Source organism: Phenylobacterium sp. (genome assembly GCF_041691455.1).
In the GTDB taxonomy this organism is placed as follows: Bacteria; Pseudomonadota; Alphaproteobacteria; order Caulobacterales; family Caulobacteraceae; genus Phenylobacterium.
Window position 1 is genome coordinate 111,649 of sequence record NZ_JBEPUO010000008.1, and the last position, 21,363, is coordinate 133,011.

21 protein-coding genes are annotated in these 21,363 nt (G+C 68.7%); 10 read left to right on the forward strand and 11 right to left on the reverse strand.

Features of this window, described 5'->3' with window-relative positions; genetic code table 11:
* Window positions 1–92: 92 nt before the first annotated feature.
* From ACESMY_RS12755 to ACESMY_RS12770, 4 genes are all read right to left on the reverse strand, one after another.
* The gene (locus ACESMY_RS12755) at window positions 93–2,114 is read right to left on the reverse strand and encodes an elongation factor G (protein ID WP_372784966.1); all 2,022 of its coding nucleotides are present in this window, start codon (window positions 2,112–2,114) and stop codon (window positions 93–95) included.
* A gap of 186 nt (window positions 2,115–2,300) precedes the next feature.
* Window positions 2,301–2,810, reverse strand: a complete 510-nt coding sequence (locus tag ACESMY_RS12760) for a hypothetical protein (RefSeq protein WP_372784967.1) — start codon at window positions 2,808–2,810, stop codon at window positions 2,301–2,303.
* Between the two features lie 189 nt (window positions 2,811–2,999).
* Window positions 3,000–6,032, reverse strand: a complete 3,033-nt coding sequence (locus ACESMY_RS12765; protein WP_372784968.1) for a TonB-dependent receptor domain-containing protein — start codon at window positions 6,030–6,032, stop codon at window positions 3,000–3,002.
* A 581-nt stretch (window positions 6,033–6,613) separates the two neighbouring features.
* Complete coding sequence (locus ACESMY_RS12770) at window positions 6,614–8,428, reverse strand: aminopeptidase P family protein (RefSeq protein ID WP_372784969.1); 1,815 nt, start codon at window positions 8,426–8,428, stop codon at window positions 6,614–6,616.
* A 249-nt stretch (window positions 8,429–8,677) separates the two neighbouring features.
* Between ACESMY_RS12770 and ACESMY_RS12775 the strand changes: the two genes are divergently transcribed.
* The gene (locus tag ACESMY_RS12775) at window positions 8,678–9,229 is read left to right on the forward strand and encodes a GNAT family N-acetyltransferase (protein WP_372784970.1); all 552 of its coding nucleotides are present in this window, start codon (window positions 8,678–8,680) and stop codon (window positions 9,227–9,229) included.
* A 51-nt stretch (window positions 9,230–9,280) separates the two neighbouring features.
* On the forward strand, window positions 9,281–9,625 hold the full coding sequence (locus ACESMY_RS12780; RefSeq protein ID WP_372784971.1) for a GIY-YIG nuclease family protein: 345 nt from the start codon (window positions 9,281–9,283) through the stop codon (window positions 9,623–9,625).
* Here the strand turns inward: ACESMY_RS12780 and ACESMY_RS12785 are convergent.
* Together ACESMY_RS12785 and ACESMY_RS12790 are read right to left on the reverse strand one after the other, a co-directional pair.
* Window positions 9,622–10,488 (reverse strand): 50S ribosomal protein L11 methyltransferase, encoded by an 867-nt coding sequence (locus tag ACESMY_RS12785; RefSeq protein ID WP_372784972.1) that lies wholly within the window; start codon window positions 10,486–10,488, stop codon window positions 9,622–9,624. The two genes, ACESMY_RS12780 and ACESMY_RS12785, sit on opposite strands and share 4 nt — an antisense overlap.
* A 41-nt stretch (window positions 10,489–10,529) precedes the next feature.
* Window positions 10,530–10,940, reverse strand: coding sequence for a hypothetical protein (locus ACESMY_RS12790; RefSeq protein ID WP_372784973.1), 411 nt, complete (start codon window positions 10,938–10,940; stop codon window positions 10,530–10,532).
* 119 nt (window positions 10,941–11,059) lie between these two features.
* Here ACESMY_RS12790 and ACESMY_RS12795 point away from each other — a divergent pair, with 119 nt between their 5' ends.
* Window positions 11,060–11,488, forward strand: a complete 429-nt coding sequence (locus ACESMY_RS12795; RefSeq protein WP_372784974.1) for a hypothetical protein — start codon at window positions 11,060–11,062, stop codon at window positions 11,486–11,488.
* Window positions 11,489–11,491: 3 nt separating this feature from the next.
* Here ACESMY_RS12795 and ACESMY_RS12800 read toward each other — a convergent pair whose 3' ends face one another.
* Both ACESMY_RS12800 and ACESMY_RS12805 read right to left on the reverse strand, forming a co-directional pair.
* The gene (locus tag ACESMY_RS12800) at window positions 11,492–13,837 is read right to left on the reverse strand and encodes an ATP-dependent helicase (RefSeq protein WP_372784975.1); all 2,346 of its coding nucleotides are present in this window, start codon (window positions 13,835–13,837) and stop codon (window positions 11,492–11,494) included.
* A 44-nt stretch (window positions 13,838–13,881) separates the two neighbouring features.
* The gene (locus tag ACESMY_RS12805; protein ID WP_372784976.1) at window positions 13,882–14,559 is read right to left on the reverse strand and encodes a CPBP family intramembrane glutamic endopeptidase; all 678 of its coding nucleotides are present in this window, start codon (window positions 14,557–14,559) and stop codon (window positions 13,882–13,884) included.
* Window positions 14,560–14,622: 63 nt separating this feature from the next.
* On the opposite strand from ACESMY_RS12805, the gene ACESMY_RS12810 reads away from it, so the two are divergent.
* Complete coding sequence (locus ACESMY_RS12810) at window positions 14,623–14,997, forward strand: PadR family transcriptional regulator (RefSeq protein WP_372784977.1); 375 nt, start codon at window positions 14,623–14,625, stop codon at window positions 14,995–14,997.
* Window positions 14,994–15,596, forward strand: coding sequence for a DUF1700 domain-containing protein (locus ACESMY_RS12815; protein ID WP_372784978.1), 603 nt, complete (start codon window positions 14,994–14,996; stop codon window positions 15,594–15,596). Before ACESMY_RS12810 ends, ACESMY_RS12815 begins: the two co-directional genes overlap by 4 nt.
* Here the strand turns inward: ACESMY_RS12815 and ACESMY_RS12820 are convergent.
* Window positions 15,587–15,796: a ribbon-helix-helix domain-containing protein gene (locus ACESMY_RS12820; protein ID WP_372784979.1), complete on the reverse strand. Its 210-nt coding sequence runs from the start codon at window positions 15,794–15,796 to the stop codon at window positions 15,587–15,589. The genes ACESMY_RS12815 and ACESMY_RS12820 overlap by 10 nt on opposite strands.
* 135 nt (window positions 15,797–15,931) lie before the next feature.
* Here ACESMY_RS12820 and ACESMY_RS12825 point away from each other — a divergent pair, with 135 nt between their 5' ends.
* Window positions 15,932–16,684, forward strand: coding sequence for a Coq4 family protein (locus ACESMY_RS12825; protein WP_372784980.1), 753 nt, complete (start codon window positions 15,932–15,934; stop codon window positions 16,682–16,684).
* Here the strand turns inward: ACESMY_RS12825 and ACESMY_RS12830 are convergent.
* The gene (locus tag ACESMY_RS12830; RefSeq protein ID WP_372784981.1) at window positions 16,681–16,857 is read right to left on the reverse strand and encodes a DUF4169 family protein; all 177 of its coding nucleotides are present in this window, start codon (window positions 16,855–16,857) and stop codon (window positions 16,681–16,683) included. The genes ACESMY_RS12825 and ACESMY_RS12830 overlap by 4 nt on opposite strands.
* Before the next feature lie 64 nt (window positions 16,858–16,921).
* On the opposite strand from ACESMY_RS12830, the gene ACESMY_RS12835 reads away from it, so the two are divergent.
* Together ACESMY_RS12835 and ACESMY_RS12840 are read left to right on the forward strand one after the other, a co-directional pair.
* A complete protein-coding gene (locus ACESMY_RS12835; protein ID WP_372784982.1) occupies window positions 16,922–17,158 on the forward strand; it encodes a DUF2171 domain-containing protein in 237 nt (78 codons plus the stop codon).
* Window positions 17,159–17,267: 109 nt separating this feature from the next.
* On the forward strand, window positions 17,268–18,653 hold the full coding sequence (locus ACESMY_RS12840; RefSeq protein WP_372784983.1) for a M28 family metallopeptidase: 1,386 nt from the start codon (window positions 17,268–17,270) through the stop codon (window positions 18,651–18,653).
* 4 nt (window positions 18,654–18,657) lie between these two features.
* On the opposite strand, the gene ACESMY_RS12845 is transcribed toward ACESMY_RS12840, so the two are convergent.
* Window positions 18,658–19,860 carry a pyridoxal phosphate-dependent aminotransferase gene (locus ACESMY_RS12845; protein ID WP_372784984.1) on the reverse strand — a complete coding sequence of 401 codons (1,203 nt, stop codon included), beginning with the start codon at window positions 19,858–19,860 and terminating at the stop codon, window positions 18,658–18,660.
* A 134-nt stretch (window positions 19,861–19,994) separates the two neighbouring features.
* On the opposite strand from ACESMY_RS12845, the gene ACESMY_RS12850 reads away from it, so the two are divergent.
* Complete coding sequence (locus ACESMY_RS12850; protein WP_372784985.1) at window positions 19,995–20,702, forward strand: TVP38/TMEM64 family protein; 708 nt, start codon at window positions 19,995–19,997, stop codon at window positions 20,700–20,702.
* Complete coding sequence (locus ACESMY_RS12855) at window positions 20,702–21,319, forward strand: glutathione S-transferase family protein (RefSeq protein ID WP_372784986.1); 618 nt, start codon at window positions 20,702–20,704, stop codon at window positions 21,317–21,319. Before ACESMY_RS12850 ends, ACESMY_RS12855 begins: the two co-directional genes overlap by 1 nt.
* Window positions 21,320–21,363 lie beyond the last annotated feature (44 nt).

Below are 21,363 nucleotides of genomic sequence, written 5' to 3' on the forward strand. Positions count from 1 at the left end.
CTCCCCTCGGATCGCGCGGTGTGCTCCCGCGCTTACCGAATGGGTAGCCCAGTTCCTCCCCCGAAGGGAACACCTCGGAGGAGGAAGAACCGTCAGGCCCGGGCGCCCGATCCCTGGCTGGCCTCGGTCGCCAGGCGGCCGGTGAGTTCGGCCATGTGGTCGAAGTCCGCCTCGAACGCCCCCAGCCCCTGGGTGAGGCCGCGCAGCTCGGCGATCAGCCCCTGGCGTTCGGACTGCGGCAGATAGGCCTCGATGCGCTCCCAGCCGCGCCAGTCCTCGCGGGGCGCCAGGCCCAGGATCTGGCCGCGCCGGGCGGTCAGCGCCGAGGTTACGTTGGAGGCGCTGGGCGAGGGGGAATAGACCGTCAGCTTTTCGATCGGCTCCAGCAGGATCGCCCCGCAGCCGGGCAGACCCTCCTCCATCGCCAGCCGTCCGGCCATCCGGAACGCCATTTCGGAGGAGTCGACGCTGTGGGTCTGGCCGTCGACCAGGGTCACCTCCAGATCGGTGACCGGGAACCCGAGCTGGCCCTTTTCCAGGCCGTCGCGAACCCCCTGCTCGACGGCGGGGATCCACTGCTTGGGCACCGAGCCGCCAACCACCCGCTGGGTGAAGACCACGCCGGAGCCGCGGGGCAGGGGCCGGATCTCCACTGTGACGTCGGCGAACTGGCCATGGCCGCCGGATTGCTTCTTGTGCCGCGACCTCTGGGTCGCGCCGCGCTGGATGGTCTCGCGGTAGGGGGTTTTCGGCTGGGCGGTGTCGATCTCCACCCCGAACCGGCGTTTCAGCCGTTCGAGCGCCAGGCGCACGTGGCCCTCGCCCTGGCCGGCCAGGATCATCTGGTGGGCCTCCGGGTCATGGGTCAGGCGCAGGCCCGGATCCTCCTCGATCAGCTTGCCGAGCGCGCCGGAGAGCCGCACATCGTCCTTGCGGTTCGTGGCGGCGAGCGCCACCGCGAACAGCGGCCGGCGCGCGCCAGGGGCCGCCTTCACCGTCTGCGGCCGCCCGGTGCTCGACAGGATCTGGCCGGCGTGGGCCGCCTCGACCTTGCCGATGGCGCAGATCTCGCCGATGGGCGCGGACGCGATCTTGCGGATGGCGGCGCCCTGCACGGCGAAGAGGCCGCCGGCCCGGCACCGCTCGCCGTCCGGCAGCACGAAGTCCGCCCCGTCCGCCAGGGTCTTCCCGAACACCCGGGCGTAGGCGAGCTTGCCCGACTGGCCCGCGTAGGCGGCCTTCAGCACATAGGCCCCGGCCTCGACGCCCAGCCGCTCGGCCGCGCGGTCGGGGAGGGGGGTCTCGTGGCGCAGCGCCTTCAGCAGGCGCCGCACGCCGAATCCGTTCTGCGCCGAGCCGAAGAATACCGGCACGATCAGCCCCTCGTTCATCTCGCGCACCAGGTCGGCGAAGACGGCGTCGCGGCTGGGGACGGTGTCGGAGAGCAGCTGCTCCAGGAGTTCGTCGTCGAAGTCGGCGATCTGCTCCAGCATGTGGAAGCGCGCGTCTTCCTCGGCGCCGCGAAGCTCGCCGGGGATCTCCACCTGGGTCGAGGGTTCGTTCGGCCGGTAGACGAAAGCGCGCTCGAGGGCGAGGTCGATGAATCCCGTGACCTTCTCGTCTTCCCAGGTCGGGATCTGGCGCGCCACCAGCGGCGCGGAACTGACCGGGGCGAGCGCCGCCAGGAGCTCCGGCAGCGAGCCGCGGGCGAGGTCCATCTTGTTGATGAAGAGGGCGTGGGGCACGCCAAGCCGCTCAAGCTCGCGCAGCGTCGGCTGCAGCAGCGCGGCCTTGGCCGGGTCGGGCTCGGCGACCACCACGGCCAGGTCGACCGCCGGCAGGGCCGCGTCGAGGTCCGCGCAGAATTCCAGCGACCCTGGACAGTCCACGATCGAATAGCGGTCGCCCATGAAATCGAAGCCGGCGAGGTTCAGTTCGACCGAGTGGCCGCGGGCCCGCGCCTCGGGGCTGGAGTCGCCCACCTTTTCGCCGCCGACCCGGCGGTCGACTGTCCCGGTGACCTGCAGCAGGGCCTCCATGAGGGTGGTCTTACCGGCGCTGGTGGGGCCCACGAGCGCCAAGGCGCGCACGGACCCCGCTGGATGGATTGGCATGATCGTCTCCCATCACCTCGGGCGCCACGGACGCACGTTGGAGCAGGAGCGCATCCCTGGCGCGGTTTGGGACGGTCGCGGACCGGTTCAGGGGCTCGCGCCGCCCTGATGGCAAAAACCTTACGCCCGGAGTTTCGGGCGCGCCAGATCACGAACGCGTGGTCGGGCGCCGAGGCGCCCGGACGCCTAGCTGTTGCCGATCAGGGCGCGGATCGAGCGGAGTTCGTCGAGGGCGCCGGGGCGGCCGGCGCGTGCGAATTCCACCAGTTCCTCGACGGCGCGCAGGGTGCGGGTCTTGGTCGGCGGACGGCCACCGCGGCTGCGGTTGAGGCGCAGCGCGCGCCGCTTGAGGATCGCCGGCAGGCTGGTCTCATCGATCCAGGCGGAGAGTTGCTGGCGCAGCTCCCACTCCGCGCCCTCGGCGCGCCGTTCGATCCGGCTGATCGCGCCACTCTCCTTGGCGAACTCGATCAGCGCGCGCGCTTCGGAAGCGCACCGCTTGAGCGTCGTGGCGGGGATCTGGCGGTCGTGGGCGACTTCCGCCGTGGCGATCTCCAGACGCGCCACGGGGCCGGGCGGCTCGGTCAGGTCGAGGAAGAGGGTGAGTTCGGCGATGTCCTTGGCGAAGCTGCGGCCATGACTCGCCGCCCGTCCGCCGCCGACGCTACGCTCGATTCGGATTTGGGATTTTTCCATAACAACGCCACTGCAAGGTTCCACCGTTGCCTGGATATTAGGCGTAACCGGCATAAAATCCATATAAGTTTTATGTCATCGCCGACAAAATGCATGGATTCCCGCTAACGATGTTACTTGGAGTCATCCAAAGGAAAAGGGCCGCGGATTGCTCCGCGGCCCCAGTCCATCGAACTACTCTGTCGCGACTTAGAAGTCGGCCGTCAGACCCACGAAGATGTAGCGGCCGAGGCTGTCGTACATCTGGGCGTAGACGTTCTGGTTGCAGGGGCCGGCCGGGCAGTTGTTCGCGCCGGTGAGCGGCGGATCCTTGTCCAGCACATTGTTGACGCCGACGCGGAAGGAATAGTTGTCCTTCAGCTTGAAGGTCGCCAGCAGGTCCAGATAGCTGCGCGCGCCGAGCTTTGCGTCGGTCGGGAAGACCGTGCCGGCCAGGCGCGGGTCGCTCGACGTCGCGTCCAGCTTCACTTCCGAATAGAAGCGCCACTGGGCCGACAGGCCGAGGTTGCCGAACCAGCCGTACTCGAACGGCGTGTTCCAGGTGACGCGCAGCTTGTGGCGCCAGTGCGGGTTCGGATTGTTCGAGCCACCCAGCGTCGAACAGGTCGCGCCGTATAGGCCCGCGCAATCGATCGCCGACTGGCCCGACAGCACCGTCGTCTCCAGCTTGTCGAGCCAGGTGCCGACGAAGTTCGCCGAGATCGAGCCCGCGTTGGAGAGACCGAAGGTGTCGAGGCCCGTGTGGTAGCCGGCGGACACGTCAACACCGTCGGTGTGCAGGCCGCCCTGGTTCTGCTCGGTGTCGATCACGAAGCCCTGGGTCGAACGGATCGAACCGACGGAGTCGCGGACCACAAGGGAGCAGAAGTCGGGGTTGGTGCCGTTGACGCAGCCGTTGATGATCGTGTTGGCGCCGATGTTGGAGATGTAGTTGTCCACCTTGATGTCGAACCAGTCGACGGTCAGGTTCGCGCCCGGCAGGAAGCTCGGCTGCCAGACCAGACCCAAGGTGTAGGTGTCGGAGGTTTCCGGCGTCAGGTTCGGGTTGCCGCCGGTCCGGCCGTTGTACTGGTTGGCCGGATCGGGCTCGAGGGCCAGAACCTGGGTCTGAGTCAGGTTGAACAGGGTGGCGCAACGTTGGACCAGGGCGGCGTTCTGGGCCAGCGTCAGGCCGGCGCAGGGGTCCTGGGTGCCGTCGAGCACCACGTTCTGCGGTGAGAACAGTTCCACCACGTTCGGGGCGCGAACGGCGCGGTTGTAGCCGGCGCGGAGGCGGAACCCGTCGATGATCGTCCAGTCGCCGGAGATCTTGTAGGTGTTGGTCGTGCCGGCGTTCGAATAGTCCGAGAACCGGTAGGCCAGCTCGGCGGTGATGTCCTTGGCGAACGGCATGTCCTGCACCAAGGGCACGCGGGCTTCGCCGTAGAGTTCGTAGACGTCGTAGCCGCCGTTCACCGGGGGGTTGGCGGCGCCGTTGCCGTTCACGTCGCCCGAGGCCTGCGGAACGTCGGAGTGCGAGTCGAGGTGCTCGCGGCGGTATTCCGCCCCGAAGCTGACGCCGACCTTGTCCATCGCCCAGGGGCTCTTGATACCGTCGGGCAGGGTGCCGACCACGTTGGCGTTGGCGATCTGCTCGATGATGTTGCCGCCCGAGAAGGTCGGGGCCTGCAGATAGTTCAACGCCGCGGCAGTGACGCCGCCGATCTGGAACGAATTGTAGGGGACGCAGGCCGGGTCCGTGCCGTCGATCACCGACTGGCAGACGATCTGGCCGGCGGCGTTGCGCCGCGCGATCAGCGACTTGACGATCCGCGACGTCAGGAAGTTGTTGTCCTGCTCCGTGGAGAGCGAGGTCTTCCCATATTGCAGGAAGGCGTCGTAGCTCCAGTCGCCGCCAAGATCGCCCTTCAGGCCGATGACGTAGCGCTGCTCCTGGTGATCGAAGATCGTCAGACGGCCGCCGCCTTCGATGTTCCGGCGGGCGACCGCGAGGTCGACGTTGGCGCCAGCGGCGATTTGCGCGGGCGTGCAGACCGAGTTGGCCTCCTGGGACGACATCAGCGGGTTGTCGCAGTTGACGGCGAAGGTGCCGCCCGGTCCGGGGCCGCTGGCGGAGAAGATGCCGCCGGGCGCGATCTGGGCCGTGGAGTTGTCCTCCATGAACATCAGGTCGGCGTAGGCCTGGAAGTGCGGGTTGATCTCGTAGTGGGCGAACGCCCCCATGCCGTAGCGCTGGTCGGGGCGCTGCAGGTAGTTGGTCGGGGCGAAGTTGTAGACGTCCGACCCCGTGCGCGGCCGGAAGGTGTTGCCCGGGCCGGCGGGGTCGACGATGAAGCTGCCAAAGCGGCTCGGGAAAGCCGTGCCCGAGCCGCCGCAGCCGCCCGCCGCGAAGGTGTCGCCGGAGTTCAGGGCGCAGGCCGAGTAGTCGTAGTTGTTGGCCGTGACCGGATTGATCTGCACGTGGGTGGCATAGGCGGTGATGTTGCCTTTGCCGTCCGGGGCGTTGACGCCCAGGGTGATCGAGACCTCCGAGCCTTCGCCGCCCTTGAAATCGCCGGGGACGATGAAGTTGTCCGGCACCGCGGCGCTGGCGCGCGCGGCGCGGACCACCGACTGGATGCCGTCGTCGTGCTGGCTGTGCTGGTAGAGCGAGTACTGCGCGTCGATACGCACGCCCTCGAAGTTCTTGTTCATGATGAAGTTGACGACGCCGGCCACGGCGTCGGCGCCGTAGACCGCCGAGGCGCCGCCGGTCAGCACGTCCACCCGTTCCACCAGCGCGGTCGGGATGAAGTTGAGGTCGGCCGCGACGGGGGCGATGGAGGAGGTCGGGTTGCCGGCCATCAGCCGGCGGCCGTCGATCAGCACCAGGGTGCGGTTCGGGCCGAGGCCCCGCAGGTTGACCGTCGCCGTGCCGTCCGAGGCGTTGGAGACGTTGGAGCCCTGGGCCGCGAAGGATTGCGGCAGGGAGTTGATCAGGTCTTCAACCCGGGTCACGCCCTGGGCCTTGATGTCGGCCGAGGTGACCGAGGTCACGGGCGCGACACTGGTCAGGTTCGGTGTCGGGATGCGCGTCCCGGTGACGACGATTTCGGAGACTTCGCCCGATGCGGCGGCGTCAGCTGCAGCCGCGGAGGCCTGGGTCGCGGAAAGGCCCAGGAAGGCCACGCCGCAGATCATCGAGGAGGCCATCAGGCGCTCCCGCACGGATTTGATTTTCAAGGTCTACATCCTCCAGCGGCCGGCCAGTGACGGCGGGCTCGCTCCCCAACAATTGCCAGCCCAGAGCCACAGGTGACTCCGGTTACGCTGGAGTTAGCTTCGACTGTTGTTGAGGGTCAACGCAGATTGCGAAGTCCTTCACGATCCTTACGCCAATATGTCGCATAATGGCCACATAATGCCCCGGGAAACGGCGCCCCTCATTCCAATATGATGCTGGACCGTCTCGGCTGGATGTTCCGATGACATCGAACATAGATCGCCGAACGCATTCCGACGTCCTGACATCGGGCGTTACGGCCGTAACCTAAGCTTCACTATGCCTTATCGGAATATTTGAATACTTAGAGGAATGAGGCCGTAAAATAGAATAAAACGCAGCGCTCCGGGCCCTTGGGCTGGGCGTTCGTCGGCTCAAACGAGATGACGGCCGCGAGGTTCCGCAACCGGCCGGTCTAGAGCGCCAACAATCCCGAGTTGTATCTCGCGCGGACTACACCCGGCGAGTCCTGTCGCGCGTCTTTTCACTTGCGGCGGCCTGCCGCAGGTTCCGGTCGTCTAGGGTTTTGGGCGTGATCGGCTCAGAGCGGCGCGCAGACCGCTTCCAGCCAGGCGCGGACCTCGGCAGGGACCTGCGGTCCGACCGCCGCCAGGACGCGAGCGTGGTAGGCGTCGATCTGCGCCCGCTCCTCGGCGGTCATGAGGGCGGTGGCGATCAGCCGCCGGTCGATGGGGGCCAGGGTCAGGGTCTCGAACCCCAGCATCGGCCGCTCGCCGCCGTCGATCATCGCGGGCTCGGTGACGTACTGCAGGGTCTCGATGCGGATGCCGTAGGCGCCCTCTTTATAATAGCCGGGCTCGTTGGAGACGATCATGCCGGGCCGCAGCGCCACCATGTTCGGCTGTTTGGCGATCCGCTGCGGGCCCTCGTGGACGCCAAGGTAGGAGCCGACGCCGTGGCCGGTGCCGTGATCGTAGTCGAGGCCATGGGCCCAGAGCGCCATCCGCGCCAGCGCGTCGAGGGCCGAACCGGTGGTGCCCGCCGGGAACCGCACCCGCGCCAGGGCCAGATGGCCCTTCAGCACCAGGGTGAAGCGCTCGCACATCTCCGCCGAGGGCTCGCCGATCGCCACCGTGCGGGTGACGTCCGTCGTGCCGTCCAGATACTGGGCGCCGGAGTCGACCAGCAGCAACGAGCCCTGCTCGGTGCGCTTGTTGAGCCGCTGGGTCGGCCGGTAGTGGACGATGGCTCCATTGGAGGCCGCGCCCGCGATGGTGTCGAAGGAGAGGTCCTTCAGAGCCCCGGTTTCTTCGCGGAAGGCTTCCAGCTTGGACACAGCCTCGATCTCGTCCGGCGGATTGGCCTGACCCTCAGTGGCCACCCAATGGAGGAAGCGGGTGAGCGCCGCGCCGTCGCGGGCGTGGGCGCGCTTGGTCCCCTCGATCTCGACGGGATTCTTGCAGGCCCGCGGCATGACACAGGGGTCCTCGCCGCGCTGCACCGTCGCGCCGGCGCTGCCCAGCGCCTCGAAATACCAGGAGGAGGACTGGCTCGGGTCGACCAGCACCTGCTGGCCCCGCAGTTCGGCGAGCGCCTGGGGCAGGTCGCCGGGCGTTTCCAGGCGCACCTCGTTGCCGAGCCACGCGGGCAGGTCGGGGGTCACTTTCTGCGGATCCAGGAACAGCCGCGCCGAGCCGTCGGCGTTGAGGATCGCCTGGCCGATGGGCAGGGGCGAGCGGATCACGTCGCCGCCGCGCACGTTGAACAGCCAGGCGATGGAGGCGGGCGCCGTGATCACCGCGGCCTGCGCGCCGCGGGCGGCCAGGCTCTCGCCCAGGCGGTGGCGCTTCGAGGCCGAGTCCTCGCCGGAATACTGCAGCGGATGCGGCACCACCGGCGCGGTCGGCTGGGGGGGACGCGACTGGCCCCAGGCGGTGTCCAGCGGATTGGGGCTGACCGGGCGGAGCTGCGCCCCGGCCTTGGCGGCGGCCGCCTTCAGGCGATCCAGCGCATCGGGGCTGTGCAGGCGCGGGTCGTAGCCGATCACCTGGCCGCGCGCCGTGGCGGTCTCGATGTAGGCGGGCACCCCGCCTTCGACCAGGTCGCGGATCTCGAAGGTCCCCTGATCGACCTGGTCGCGGACCTGCAGGGTGTAGCGGCCATCGACGAAGATCGCGGCCTTGTCCTTGAGGATCACCGCCGCCCCGGCCGAGCCGGTGAAGCCGGTCGCCCAGGCCAGCCGGTCGTTGGCGGCGGGCAGGTACTCGTTCTGGTGCTCGTCCTCGTGCGGGATCACGAAGCCGTCGAGCCCCTGGTCGGCCATGGCCTTGCGGATCAGGGGCACGTGCTTGGGCCCGAAGGAGCGGTCGGTGGATTCGTCGAAGGTCTGGCGCATGGGCGGGGATGTAATCCCTTGAACCGCGCCGGGCAAAGGCGCCTTGCCGTCGAACGGCGTTCGGGGTATCCGGCGCCCATGATCTTCCGCGCCGCTCAAGCTTGCCCGAATTCGTCCGGTCCCACCTGGGGTCGGGATTCGCGCGCGCTCGCCTAGCCGCCCGCGAAGACCGCGACCCCGCCGCACCGGCAGGGTCGCTGATGACGCCATCTCCTGCCGCCGGCTCTTTCAAGCCCACAGGAGACGATCATGACCGAAGACCTGAAACACTGGTTCCCGATACGCACCGAGCGGCTGTTGCTGCGCGCCTTCACGCAGGACGACTTCGGCGATGTCCATGCCTATGCGACCGACGACGAGGTGGTCCGCTACATGGATTGGGGGCCAAACACGATCGAGGAGACCCAGGCGTTCCTCGACCGTTCCTTCGCGGCCCAACTCCGTTGGCCACGGTCGGACGTGAACTTGGCGATCCAGCATCTCGGAGACGGACGGGTGATCGGCGCCATCCGCTTGGGTGTCAACGACGAGGCCACCCGCACCGGCGACATCGGCTACAGCATCGCCAGCGCCTACTGGCGCCAGGGCCTCGTCACCGAGGCCGCGCGGGCGATGCTGCGCGCAGGCTTCGAAGTCCTTGGCCTGCACCGGATCTGGGCCGAGTGCGACGTCCGCAACGCGGGGTCCTACGGCGTCATGACCAAGCTCGGCATGCGGCGGGAGGCGCACTTCCTGCGCAGCAAGCTCGCCCGGGATGGGTGGAGCGACCGCTATCAGTACGCGATCCTGCGGGATGAGTGAATTTTACCCGGGCAAAATTGACATTCCACCGCGAACGGACTAGGAGGCGGCATGGACAACCAGAGCCGCCGCCAACTCGTCCGCGACTATAAGGAACGCAAGGTCAGCCAGGGGATCTTCGCGGTGCGCTGCGCCGCGACCGGCGAGGCCTGGGTCGGCAAGTCGCGCAACCTGGAGCAACAGCAGAACGGCATCTGGTTCGGCCTGCGCTGCGGCGACTACATCAACCCCGCCGTCCAGGTCGCCTGGACGGTGCATGGCGAGGCGGCGTTCGCCTTCGACGTGCTGGAGACGATCGAGATCCACGACCTCAGCGCCTATGCCTGCGCCAATCTCTTGAAGGACCGCGACGCCCACTGGCGGGCGGAACTGGGCGCGCCGAAGCTCGTCGGCTAGGCGCGCCGCAGCACCAGGGTCGCCCAGGCGTCGCGGTGGATGCGCCGTTCGAGCCGGAAGCCTTTGGAGGCGTAGGCCGCGAACACCCGCCGCTCCTGGGTGCGCAGCAGGCCTGAGAGGATAGCGATCCCTCCGGGCTTGAGCGCGCGCTTGATGTCCTGCGACAGGGCCACCAGCGGCGGCGCCAGGATATTGGCGAACACCAGGTCGTAGGGCGCGGGCCGCTGCACGCGGGCGTCGGCGAGGCCGCTCGCGTGGACAAATCGGGCCGGCGCCCGGTTCAGCTTGGCGTTCTCGTTGGCGATGCGGACGGACGGAGCGTCGATGTCAGTGCCGAGCGCCGTCGCCGATCCGGTCCGGGCCGCGGCGATGGCCAGCACGCCCGTGCCGCAACCCACGTCCAGCACCCGGCCGAAGCGGCGGCGCTTCAGGAGCTGGTCGAAGGCGAAGAGGCAGCCCACGGTCGTGCCGTGGTGACCGGTGCCGAAGGCCGCGCCGGCCTCGATGCGCAGGTTCACGGCGCTGGGCGGGGCCAGGCCCCTGTCGTGCGCGCCATAGACGAAGAACCGCCCCGCCCGCACCGGCGGCAGGCCGGAGAGCGCCATGGCCAGCCAGTCGGCGTCGGCGAGCTTTTCAGTGGCGACCCGCAGCGCCGGGAAGTGGGCCAGGGTGGCGACGAGCGCGGCCTGTTCCTCCCGCGAGACCGGGAAGGCGTCGATCCGCCAGACGTCGCGATCTTCGTCCTCCTCCAGGATGGAATAGGTCAGGGCTTCGGTGGCGGGCTCGGCGTCGATGGCGAGCGCCGCGGCTTCGGCATCGGCGCGCGGGCCCCGGGCTACGGTCTGGACGGCGTCGGCGGTCATCCGCCGCCTCTAGCGGGCGGCGGACGGAAAGGCGAGGGGGTTCAGCCGGTGGCGGCGGGTGTCTCGTCCGCGGCTGTCGGCTCAGGGGCGGGCTCGGCGACCGAGGACGCGACGGGCGCCGGAGCGTCATAGGCGGCGCGGGTGAAGGCGGCGGGCGGTTCAGGCGGCGGCTCGTCCTCGCGATCCGGCCGGGAGACCGCGGCCCGTTCGCCGGGCCAGGTCATGGCCTTCTTCCAGTCGGTGCCCATGACGTAGTCGGGGACCCGACCCTGATAGGCGACGAAGGTCGTGCCGGGATCGAAGGGGCCGGTGGAGCGCGTGCCGCTCCAGTTGGCGAACATCTGCGGGCCGGCTGGGCGGTCGTCGACGGCTGCAAGGTGCGGCTGCATCGCCCCGCCCAGCAGCATTCCGGAGATTGCCGCCGCGGCGGCGCCTGACAACAAGACTTTCACCAATACATCCGATCTTTGGCAGAGGGATCGGCCTAACAGCGTGTGGGCGGCCGAATGGTTCAGGGCTAAGCTGGCGCCATCTGTCGGCGCTCGGCGTTTCCGGTCGCGGAGACCTCTCGATGAGCAAGTACGACCTCTTGGCCGCCCGCCTCGCCCGCCTCGCCGGGCCGGAGTGGCGCGCGAGCTTCGCCGAGCTGGAAGCGGTGCTGGGCGCCCCGCTGCCCAAGGGCGCGCGGACGAGCGACGCCTGGTGGAAGAACGACGCGGGCACGCTGCACGCCCAGGCCTGGACCGCCGCGGGCTGGGAGGTCACCGAGGTCGATCAGGCCGGCGGGACGGTCACCTTCCGCAAGAGCGCAGCGCCGGCCGCGGCGGAGCCGGACGACGCCGCGCCGCCCGCGGTGACGTCCCCGGCCAGCGAAGAGCCGGCCATCCTCAAACGGCTTGAGGCGACGCCGAAATGGAACCTGGCCCTGGTGGCCGGCGGCCTGACCATCGCCGCGGGTCTCAGCGTCTTCGCCATCCGCGGCTGGATGCGGAAGCGGTAGGCGTCACCCCTTCTCGACGAAGCTGTCGATCACCTTCTTCTCGCCGGCCTTCTCGAAGGCCACCGTCAGCTTGTTGCCCTCCACGGCGGAGACGGCGCCGTAGCCGAACTTCAGGTGGAAGACCCGGTCGCCGCGCTTGTAGTCGCTGGCCGCGCTCTCGGCCGAGGTGGCGACCAGGCGGCCTTCGCCCTCGATGACCTGCTGGCGGCCGGGGTGGCTGCCCTTGTAGCCGGCGGCCTGGGCGCGCCGCCAGCCGGGGGAGGAATAGCCGCCGCCGAAGCTTGGGCTCTCGTCCCAGCGGCTGCCGTGCTGCTGCATGCCGGGACCGCCGCCGTAGTAGCCGGTCTCCGACGAGGCTTCGACATTGGCCAGCGGCAGCTCGTCGACGAAGCGGCTGGGGAGCTGGCTGGTCCAGCGGCCATAGACCTGGCGGTTGGCGGCGAAGGAGACGCGGGCCTCCTCGCGGGCCCGGGTGATGCCGACGTAGGCCAGGCGCCGTTCCTCCTCCAGCCCCTTCTCGCCCTTCTCGTCCATGCTGCGCTGGGAGGGGAAGACGCCTTCCTCCCAGCCCGGCAGGAAGACCAGCGGGAACTCCAGGCCCTTGGCGGAGTGCAGCGTCATGATCTGCACCGCGTCGGCCTGCGGGCCGCGGTCGAGGTCCATGACCAGGGAGACGTGCTCCAGATAGGCCTGCAGGGTCTCGAAGGCGCCCATCGACTGCACGAGCTCCTTCAGGTTCTCGAGCCGCGTCTGGGACGTGGGGCCTTTGTCGAGCCGAAGGGCGTCGGTGTAGCCGCTCTCCTCCAGCACCGCTTCCATCAGCCTGGGATGCGCCGTGCGCTCGGCCTCGGCGCGCCAGCGGTCGAGGTCGCGCAGGAAGTTGGCGAGCGAGGTGCGCGTGCGGGCGGCGAGCTCGTCGGTCAGCACGATCTGGCGCGCGGCGGCGACCGCCGGAATGCCGCCCAGCCGGGCGACCTGCAAGAGCTTCTGGACCGAGGTGTCGCCGATGCCGCGCTTGGGCGTGTTGACGATCCGCTCGAAGGCCAGGTCGTCGTCCGGCGACTGGATCAGCCGCAGATAGGCGTGGGCGTCGCGGATCTCGGCGCGCTCGAAGAACCGCGGGCCGCCGACCACCGAGTAGGGGATCTGCAGCAGCACGAAACGCTCTTCGAAGGCCCGCATCTGGAAGGAGGCGCGGACCAGGATCGCCATGTCGCGGTACTTGCGAGGGTTCTTGTCTGTGGAGCCTTTCTTCGCGCGCTCGATCTCGTCGGCGATCAGTCGGCTCTCGGCCTCGCCGTCCCAGACGCCGCGCACCACGACCTTCTCGCCGCCTTCCTCCTGGGTCCATAGCGTCTTGCCGAGCCGGCTCTTGTTGGCGGCGATCAGGCCCGAGGCCGCCGCCAGGATGTGGCTGGTGGAGCGGTAGTTGCGCTCCAGCCGGATCACCTTGGCGCCCGGGAAGTCGCGTTCGAAGCGCAGGATGTTGTCTACCTCCGCGCCCCGCCAGCCGTAGATCGATTGGTCGTCGTCGCCGACGCAGCAGACGTTCTGGCGCTTCTGGGCCAGGAGCCGCAGCCACAGGTACTGGGCGACGTTGGTGTCCTGGTATTCGTCGACCAGCAGATAGCGGAACCGGTCGTGGAATTCGGCCAGGACGTCGGGATTGGCCGTGAAGATCGTCAGGTTGTGCAGCAGCAGGTCACCGAAGTCGCAGGCATTCAGCACCCGCAGGCGTTCCTGGTAGAGCCGGTAGAGCGCCTGGCCCTTGTTGTTGGCGAAATGGGCGCTTTCGGCCGGCGGCACCTGGTCGGGGCGCCAGCCCCGGTTCTTCCAGTGGTCGATCATCCCGGCCAGCATCTTGGCCGGCCAGCGCTTGGAATCGACGTTCTCGGCCTCCAGCACCTGCTTGAGCAGCCGCTCCTGATCGTCGTCGTCGAGGATCGTGTAGTTCGACTTCAGCCCCACCAGCTCCGCATGGCGGCGCAGGATCTGGGCAGCCACCGAGTGGAAGGTGCCGAGCCACCGCAGGCCCTCGGCCTGCGGGCCGATGATATGGGTGATCCGCTCGCGCATCTCGCGCGCGGCCTTGTTGGTGAAGGTGACGACCAGCAGCTCCCAGGGCCGCGCCTTGCCGGTGGCCAGGATGTGGGCGAGACGGGTGGTCAGCACCCGGGTCTTGCCGGTCCCCGCGCCGGCCAGCACCAGCACCGGCCCCTCGGTGGCTTCCACCGCCGCCCGCTGCTCGGGATTCAGGCCGTCCAGATAGTCCGCGGGCCGCGCATCGGCGCGGGCCAGGTCGCTGACGCGCACGGCCGGGGGCTCGTAAGGGGAGTCGGATGAAGACATTGGAACATATGTAGCACACGCGAGCGCGGACTTAAGCCCGCGCCTCAGTTGTCCAGGCCCAGGTAGGTGAGCGTCACGGCCAGCGTATCGCTCAAGCCGTGGGCGAGGATGGTCGTCCACAGGCTCCGGCCGGACGCCAGGAACACCGCGCCCATGAGCAGCCCGGAGATGCCGGAGTCGAGGACGCCCGCGGGGCCTTTGTAGTAGTGGCCGTAGCCGAACAGCACCGAGGCGACGACCAGCGCCAACACCCAGGCGATGCGGCCTCCGCCGCCGGCGTCGGCGGCCCGCTTCATGATGTAGCCGCGGTAGCCGATCTCCTCGCCGAACGCCGCGAAGGTCCAGACGAGGCCCAGCGCCGCAAGCGCCGCCAGGGGATTGCCGACGATCTCGTCGACGCCTTTGGGCCCGGCGATCGGCGGCCAAAAATGCGCGGTGATCGCCTCGACCAGGGCGCCTGAGCCCCATCTGACGGCCACGAAACCGACCGCCAGCAGGCCCACCAGCCGCCAGGACGACGGCCGCCGGAAGCCGAGCGCGCTCCAGCTCTTCTCGCGCAGCCGCACCGACACCAGCGCCAGGACCACCAGCACCGGCACCTCGTTGGGAAGCAGGTGGAAGACGTTGTGCCCAATGACGGCCGTCGCGGCGACGCCGAGTTCGGCCGCGCTCAACCAGCGGGAGCGCGGCGAGGCGGGCAGGGAGCTGTCTTGGTGCGTCATGAGCTATCTCCAGGCGTCGCTTCATCGTTGACGCATGATACCTAGATATGCAAGGTATCATGTATGAAGAATCGGACAGACGATCCGGCTGACGAGCTCGCCAAGTGGGAAGTCCAGGTGCGCAAGGGCGGGCTGGGCCTGGCCGTGCTCGCCATCCTCTGGCCGGAGCGGCTCTATGGCCTGGAAATCCTGCGCAGGCTCGACAGGGACGCGAGCATGTCGATCCCGGAGGGCACGATCTATCCGCTGCTCAGCCGGATGAAGGCCGAGGGCCTCGTCGATTCCGAGTGGGTGGAGGCCGAGGCGGGCCACCCGCGCAAATACTACCGCCTCACCGATTCCGGCCGCCGGCGGGTGCGCGAGATGGCGCAGAGCTGGCGGGCGTTCGCCCGGGGGCTTGAGCGCCTGCTCGCCCCCATGGAAGGAGACCTGCGATGAGCAATGACGCCGGCAAGGCCCACCTGGACTGCTACCTCGACCAGGTTCGCCGCAATCTGAAGGGTCTTCCGAAGGCGGAGGTGGAAGAGATCGTCGCCGAATTGCGCAGCCACGTGCTGGACAAGGTCGCGGGAACGCCGACCCCACAGAAGGTCGAGGCGGCCATCGCGGCGCTCGGCAGTCCGCGTGAAGTCGCCAGGATCAACCTCACCGAGCGCGTGGCCGCCGAACTCGATACCGATCGGTCGCCCCTGACCGTGCTTCGCGGCGTTGGACGCCTGGCGGGCCTGAGCCTCTACGGCGCGTTCGCCGGGCTGGTGTCGTTCGCGGGGTATGCCCTGGCCGCCGCCTTCCTCGTCACGGCCGCCGTCAAGCCGTTCGCCCGCGCGCATGCCGGGCTCTGGATCGTACCGAGCGCGACGGGCGACTTCTCCTTCTCGCTGGGCGTGAACTCGTCGCCGCTGGGTCGCGAGGTGCTGGGCTGGTGGATCATCCCGATCGGCGTTGCGGCCGGCCTGTTCCTGGCCTGGCTGACCTGGCGCTTCGGGCTTTTCAGCGTCCGGCTTATGCGCCGCAGAGCCCGGCGCGGTCAGGCCTGAGCGAAGGCCAACGCCGCCAGCCGGCAGGCCGAGGCCAGGGGACGGCCGGCGCGGGCGTCGTCGATGCGGCCGATCAGCGCCGCGAGGCTCAGGCTTTCCGCCGCCGCCATGGCGTCCAGCACCGCCCAGAATTCCGGCTCCAGGGCGATGGAGGTGGCGTGGCCCGAGAGCTGGACGGAGCGTTTTCTTAAGCTGGCCATGACCAGGATAGTCGACCGTTTCGGGTGATCGATCAAACCCGCCTGGGCAAAGATGACGCATGCGTCATTTTCCGCTTGCATTAAGTTGACGGCGGCGTCATCTTTGGCGGGTCAACCTGTAGTGAGGCATTTCCGATGGCCATGGCCGATACCGCTCCAGCGCCCGCCTTCCGTCCGATGTCCACCAAGCTCGATTGGGGCCATGCGCTGCGTTCGCTCCAGCGGCTGTTGAACGATAAGGAAGACACCACCGCGGTGTTCGAGATCATGCGGGCGCTGAACGGCAGCTCGACCGCCAAGGGTTACCACCGGCTGCTGGCCACGCCGCAGGGCGGCCGTATCGCCTATGAGCGGGCCGAGTTCGCCGCGAAGCTGATGAACGACGCCTGGCTGGACAGCCTGCCCGAGGGTAGCGTCGGCGCCGCCTACCGCAGCTTCATCCGCGAGGAGAACCTCTCCGCCGAGGGCCTGGCCGAGATCAGCCGCCAGGGCGAGACCAGCGTCGACGAACGCCACCCCTACGCCTGGATGGGGCGGCGCACGCGCGACGTTCACGACATCTGGCACATCCTGTCCGGCTATCACCGCGACGCGCTCGGCGAGGCCTGTCTGGTGGCCTTCTCCTTTGCCCAGACCAAGGGCATGGGATGGGCGCTGATCGCGCTGGGCGCCGCGCAGCGCAGCGGATCGCAGTATCCCTATCGCAAGGCGATCTGGCAGGGCTATCGGCGGGGCAAGGCCGCCAAATGGCTGCTCGGCGAGGACTATGAACGCCTGATGGCCGAGCCGCTGGAGGCCGCGCGCCGCCGCCTCAACATCACGCCCGCGACGGCCTACAACGCCATCCCGGCGAACGTCCGCGACGGGGCGCTCCCGGCCGGGGCCTAGTCCTCGCGCTTGGTCTGATCGAGGGTCCGGCGGGCCCGTTCGGCCTCCAGTTTCGAGACCGTCTTCTCCGCCTTGCCGAGGCCGAAGATCGAGCGGTTCTGCCCGGCCTTCGCCTTGGCCTCAGTCTTCGCGCGCGCCTTTCGGGCCTTGTTCAGATTGATTGGCTCGACCATCGGCGAAACTTCCCACGGCCTTTGTCGTTTCCCAAGCCTCAACCGCTTCCTGGGAGACGAGACGATGATCCAATCCTCCGACATTCGCGAACATATGGACGTGGTGGGCTCCGACGGCGGCCACGTCGGCCGCGTCGACAAGGTGATGGGCGACGAGATCGAGCTGACCAAGCTGGATCTGGCCTCCGGCCTCAAGCACCACATGATCCCGGTGAGCTGGGTCGAGCTTATCGACGACGACACCGTGCGCCTCAACCTGACCAAGGACGCCGCCAAGGCGGCCTGGCGCACCAAGCACTAGGCCTGACGGCGGCTCAGGCCGCCGACTGGCGCCAGGGCCGGCCCCATGCCAATTTGCGGCAAAGGGGTCGGCTTCGCCTGTCCGACCTACGAGTTGGGCGGGAGCGCGCGTGAAGTCTTCTCTGTTGATCGCGGCGGCCGTCGCGATGGCCGCCGTTTTCGTCGCGCCCAGCTCCAGTGGCGCGCCCGCCGAAAGTCCGGTCTGCGCGGCTTGCGTCAAGGCGACCATGGAAAAACTGGCCGGCGACGCGCTGCGGGGCCGCCAGTGCGGCACGGCCGACGAGAACGCCGCGGCGAAGTATCTGGCCGACACGCTCCCCGGCCTGGGCGTCAAGGGCGCGCTGGCCGGCGACGCCTATCTCCAGCCGGTCCAGCTGCTCACCCCGACCTACGCGGCGCTCCCGACGCTTGAACTGACCGCCAACGGCGCCACGCTCAAGCTGGTCCATGGGCAGGAGATGCTGGCCGGCGCTGCGCCGCCGTCGCTCTCCGCCCCGGTCATCGTCGTGACCGCCGCGGTGTCGTCCTCGGACGAGGTGCGGGGCAAGGTGGTGGTCTACGACGTCGCCCAGGCCGACCTGCGCGGCGTCTCGACACTGGTCTCGGAGGGCGCGGCGGCGGTGATCTCGCTCGCCAGCGACGGCATGCTGCAGCGCTGGAGCTTCCTGGCGGGGACCCCGCCGGGCCGCACGGAAGTCGTGGGCGGAGTCCAGCGGCCCGCGCCCGCGCAGGCCGCGACCATCTTCGTGAAGGCCGATACTCTGGCGGCCGTCGCCCGGTTCGGCGGCGGCGAGGCCAGGATCGACGCTCCGCGCGGCGAGCCGGTCACGCGGACCACCTACAATGTGATCGGCGTGCGCCACGGCCGGGCCCGCGACGCCGACCAGCACGCAGTCTTGTTGAGCGCTCACTACGATCACCTGGGGGTCCGCAATGGGGTGACCTTCCATGGCGCCAACGACGACGCCTCGGGGACCGCCGCGGTGATGGAGTTCGCCCGCATCCTGGGCCCCGGCAAGGCGCCCCGGCGGACGGTCTATTTCGCGATGTTCGGCTGCGAGGAGGAGGGCGGGCTCGGCGCGCAGTACTTCCTGACCCATACGCCGACCGCGGTGACCGACATCGCCGCCAACCTCGAATTCGAGATGATCGGCGTCGACGACCCGAAGCAGCCGGGTTTCCTGATGCTGACCGGCTGGGACCGCTCGAACCTGGGTGCGACCCTGAAGGCGCACGGCGCGCGGATCGGGCCCGACCTCTATCCGGAGCAGAACTTCTTCCAGCGCTCGGACAACTACCAGCTGGCGCTGCAGGGCGTCGTCGCCCAGACGGTCAGCGCCTGGCCGATCCCGCCCACCTACCACGCCGCCAGCGACGACCTGGCCCACGTCGATCTCGACTTCATGGGCAAGGTGATCGGTTCGCTCATCGAGCCGATCCTATGGCTGTTGAACAGCGACTTCCAGCCGGCCTGGAACCCCGGCAAGCGGCCCTAGAGCCCTATTTCACCGAGGCGCAGAAGCGCTGGATGCGCGAGCAGGCGTCCTCGAGCTGGGCGTTCGAGGTCGCGTAGCTGATGCGGAAGAAGGGCGAGAGGCCGAAGGCCGCGCCGAACACCACCGAGACCCCTTCGGTCTCCAGGAGCTCGACGGCGAAATCCTGGTCACCGCCGATCACCTTGCCCGAGGGCGCGGTCTTGCCGATCAGTCCGGTCACCGATGGATAGACGTAGAAGGCGCCCTCCGGCGTCGGGCACTTGATGCCCCTGGCCTGGTTCAGCATCGAGACCACCAGGTCGCGGCGCCTCTCGAACAGCTTGGCGTTCGGCTTGATGAACTCCTGCGTGCCGTTCAGCGCCTCGACCGCCGCCCACTGCGAGACGGAGGAGGGGTTGGAGGTCGTCTGGCTCATCACCTTGGCCATCGACTTGATCAGCGGCTCCGGCCCGGCCGCATAGCCGATCCGCCAGCCGGTCATGGCGTAGGCCTTGGAGACCCCGTTCATGGTCAGGGTGCGGTCGTAGAGCGCCGGCTCGACCTGGGCGATGGTGGTGAACTCGAAGTCGCCGAACACCAGGTGCTCGTACATGTCGTCGGTCAGGATCCAGACCTGCGGGTGGCGCAGCAGGACATCGGCCAGAGCCCTGAGCTCGGCGCGGCTGTAGGCGGCGCCCGAGGGGTTCGACGGCGAGTTGAGGAACAGCCACTTGGTGCGCGGCGTGATCGCCGCTTCCAGACCCTCGGCGCTCAGCTTGAAGCCGCTCTCCGCCGTGGTCGGCGCGGCCTTCGGCTCGCCGCCGGCCAGTAGCACGATGTCCCAGTAGCTGACCCAGTAGGGTGTCGGGATCACGACCTCGTCGCCGGGGTTCAGCGTCGAGAGCATGGCGTTCCAGATCACCGGCTTGCCGCCCGGCGAGACGTTCACCTGGCTGGTCTTGTAGGTCAGGCCGTTCTCGCGCTTGAACTTGCCGACGATGGCTTCCTTCAGCTCCGGAATGCCGTCGACGTTGGTATATTTGGTCTTGCCGTCGCGGATCGCCTTGATGGCGGCTTCCTTGATGTTGTCCGGCGTGTCGAAGTCGGGCTCGCCTGCCGCCAGGGAGATGATGTCGCGTCCCTGCGCCTTCAGCTCGCGCCCTTTCTGGTCGGCCGCCAGGGTGGCGGACGGCTTTACGCGGGCGAGCGCGGCGGATTCAAGCGACATGGCGGGCATAGCTCCCGGGAATTCAGGGTTGAAGGAACGCGGCGGGGTTTAACCTAAGCCGCCGCCTGGGTGAACCCGCTCTGTCGCACTGCAGCTTGACCGTCTCCGCCTGATCGGCGACCTCAGGGCCCGTGATGCGCCGCCTCTTCCAGGTCCTGTCGAACATGGACGCCCAGGCGTGGCGCACGCTGGCGGTGTCCTTCGTGCTGTTCGGCGGCGTGGGCGTGGTCTTCATCTTCGGCGCCCAGGCGCTCGGGTTCAACGGCGAAATGACCGTCCAGGAGTGGCTGCACGCCGCGCCGGGGCCCTGGTCGCTGCCGGTGGCGGTGCTGGCCTTCGCGGCCCTGGCCTTCGTTGGCGTGCCGCAGATCATGCTGATCGCCGCCGCCGTGGTGGCCTTCGGGCCGGTGACCGGCTCGCTCTACAGCTGGGTCGGCACCATGGCCTCGTCGCTGGTGGGCTTCTACTTGGGGCGAGTCGCCGGCGCGAAGGTGCTGGAGCGGTTCTCGGGCGCCGGGGTGGCGCGGTTCGTCAAGCTGATCGCCCGGAACGGCTTCCTGGCCAGCCTGATCGTTCGCCTGGCGCCGTCCGCGCCCTTCATCGTGGTCAATATGGCGGCCGGCGTGACGCCCATGCGGGTCGTCGACTTCACGCTGGGCACCGCTATCGGCATCGTGCCGAAGATCGTGCTGACCGCCTTCGCCGGCAATTCCGTCTTCCGGGTGCTGAAGGGCGAGATCGGCAAGGACGCGCTCTGGCTGGCGGCCATCGCCGCGGCCTGGATCGGCATCGGCCTCGTCGCCCGCGCCTGGCTGCGCAATCGGGAGAAGGAAGCGAGCTGATGCTGAGACTGTTTTACGCCTTGGGCTCCTGTTCGCTGGCCTCCCACATCGCCCTCGAGGAGGCCGGGGCGGACTACGAGCTGGTCGCGATGAACACCAAGGCGGGTGATCAGCGGACGGCCGAATACCTGGCGATTAATCCAAAGGGGCGGGTGCCGGCGCTGGTGACGCCGCGAGGGGTGCTGACCGAAACCCCGGCGATCCTGTCCTACATCCCTGAGACGCACCCTTCGGCGCGGCTGCTGCCGGTCGACGCCTGGGAGCGGGCTCAGGCACACGCCTTCAATAGCTACCTGTGCTCGACGGTGCACGTGGCCCATGCGCACAAGCACCGCGGCTACCGCTGGGCCGACGAGGAAAGCTCCTTCGCCGATATGACCCGCAAGGTCCCCGAGAACGAGATCGCCTGTTTCCGGTTGATCGAGGCGGAGATGTTCAAAGGCCCCTGGGTGCTCGGCGACGCTTATTCCGTCTGCGACGGCTACCTCTTCACCCTGTTCGGCTGGTTGGAGGGCGACGGGGTCGATCCCCGCCAGTTCGGGCGGCTCCACGAGCATTCGCAGCGGGTGGCCGAGCGGCCCGCGGTGCGCAAGGTTCTTGCCGTAGAAGCGGCCTAGGGCCGCATTTCGCGCAAGATGGTTGCGCCGTTAAGCCCTATTCG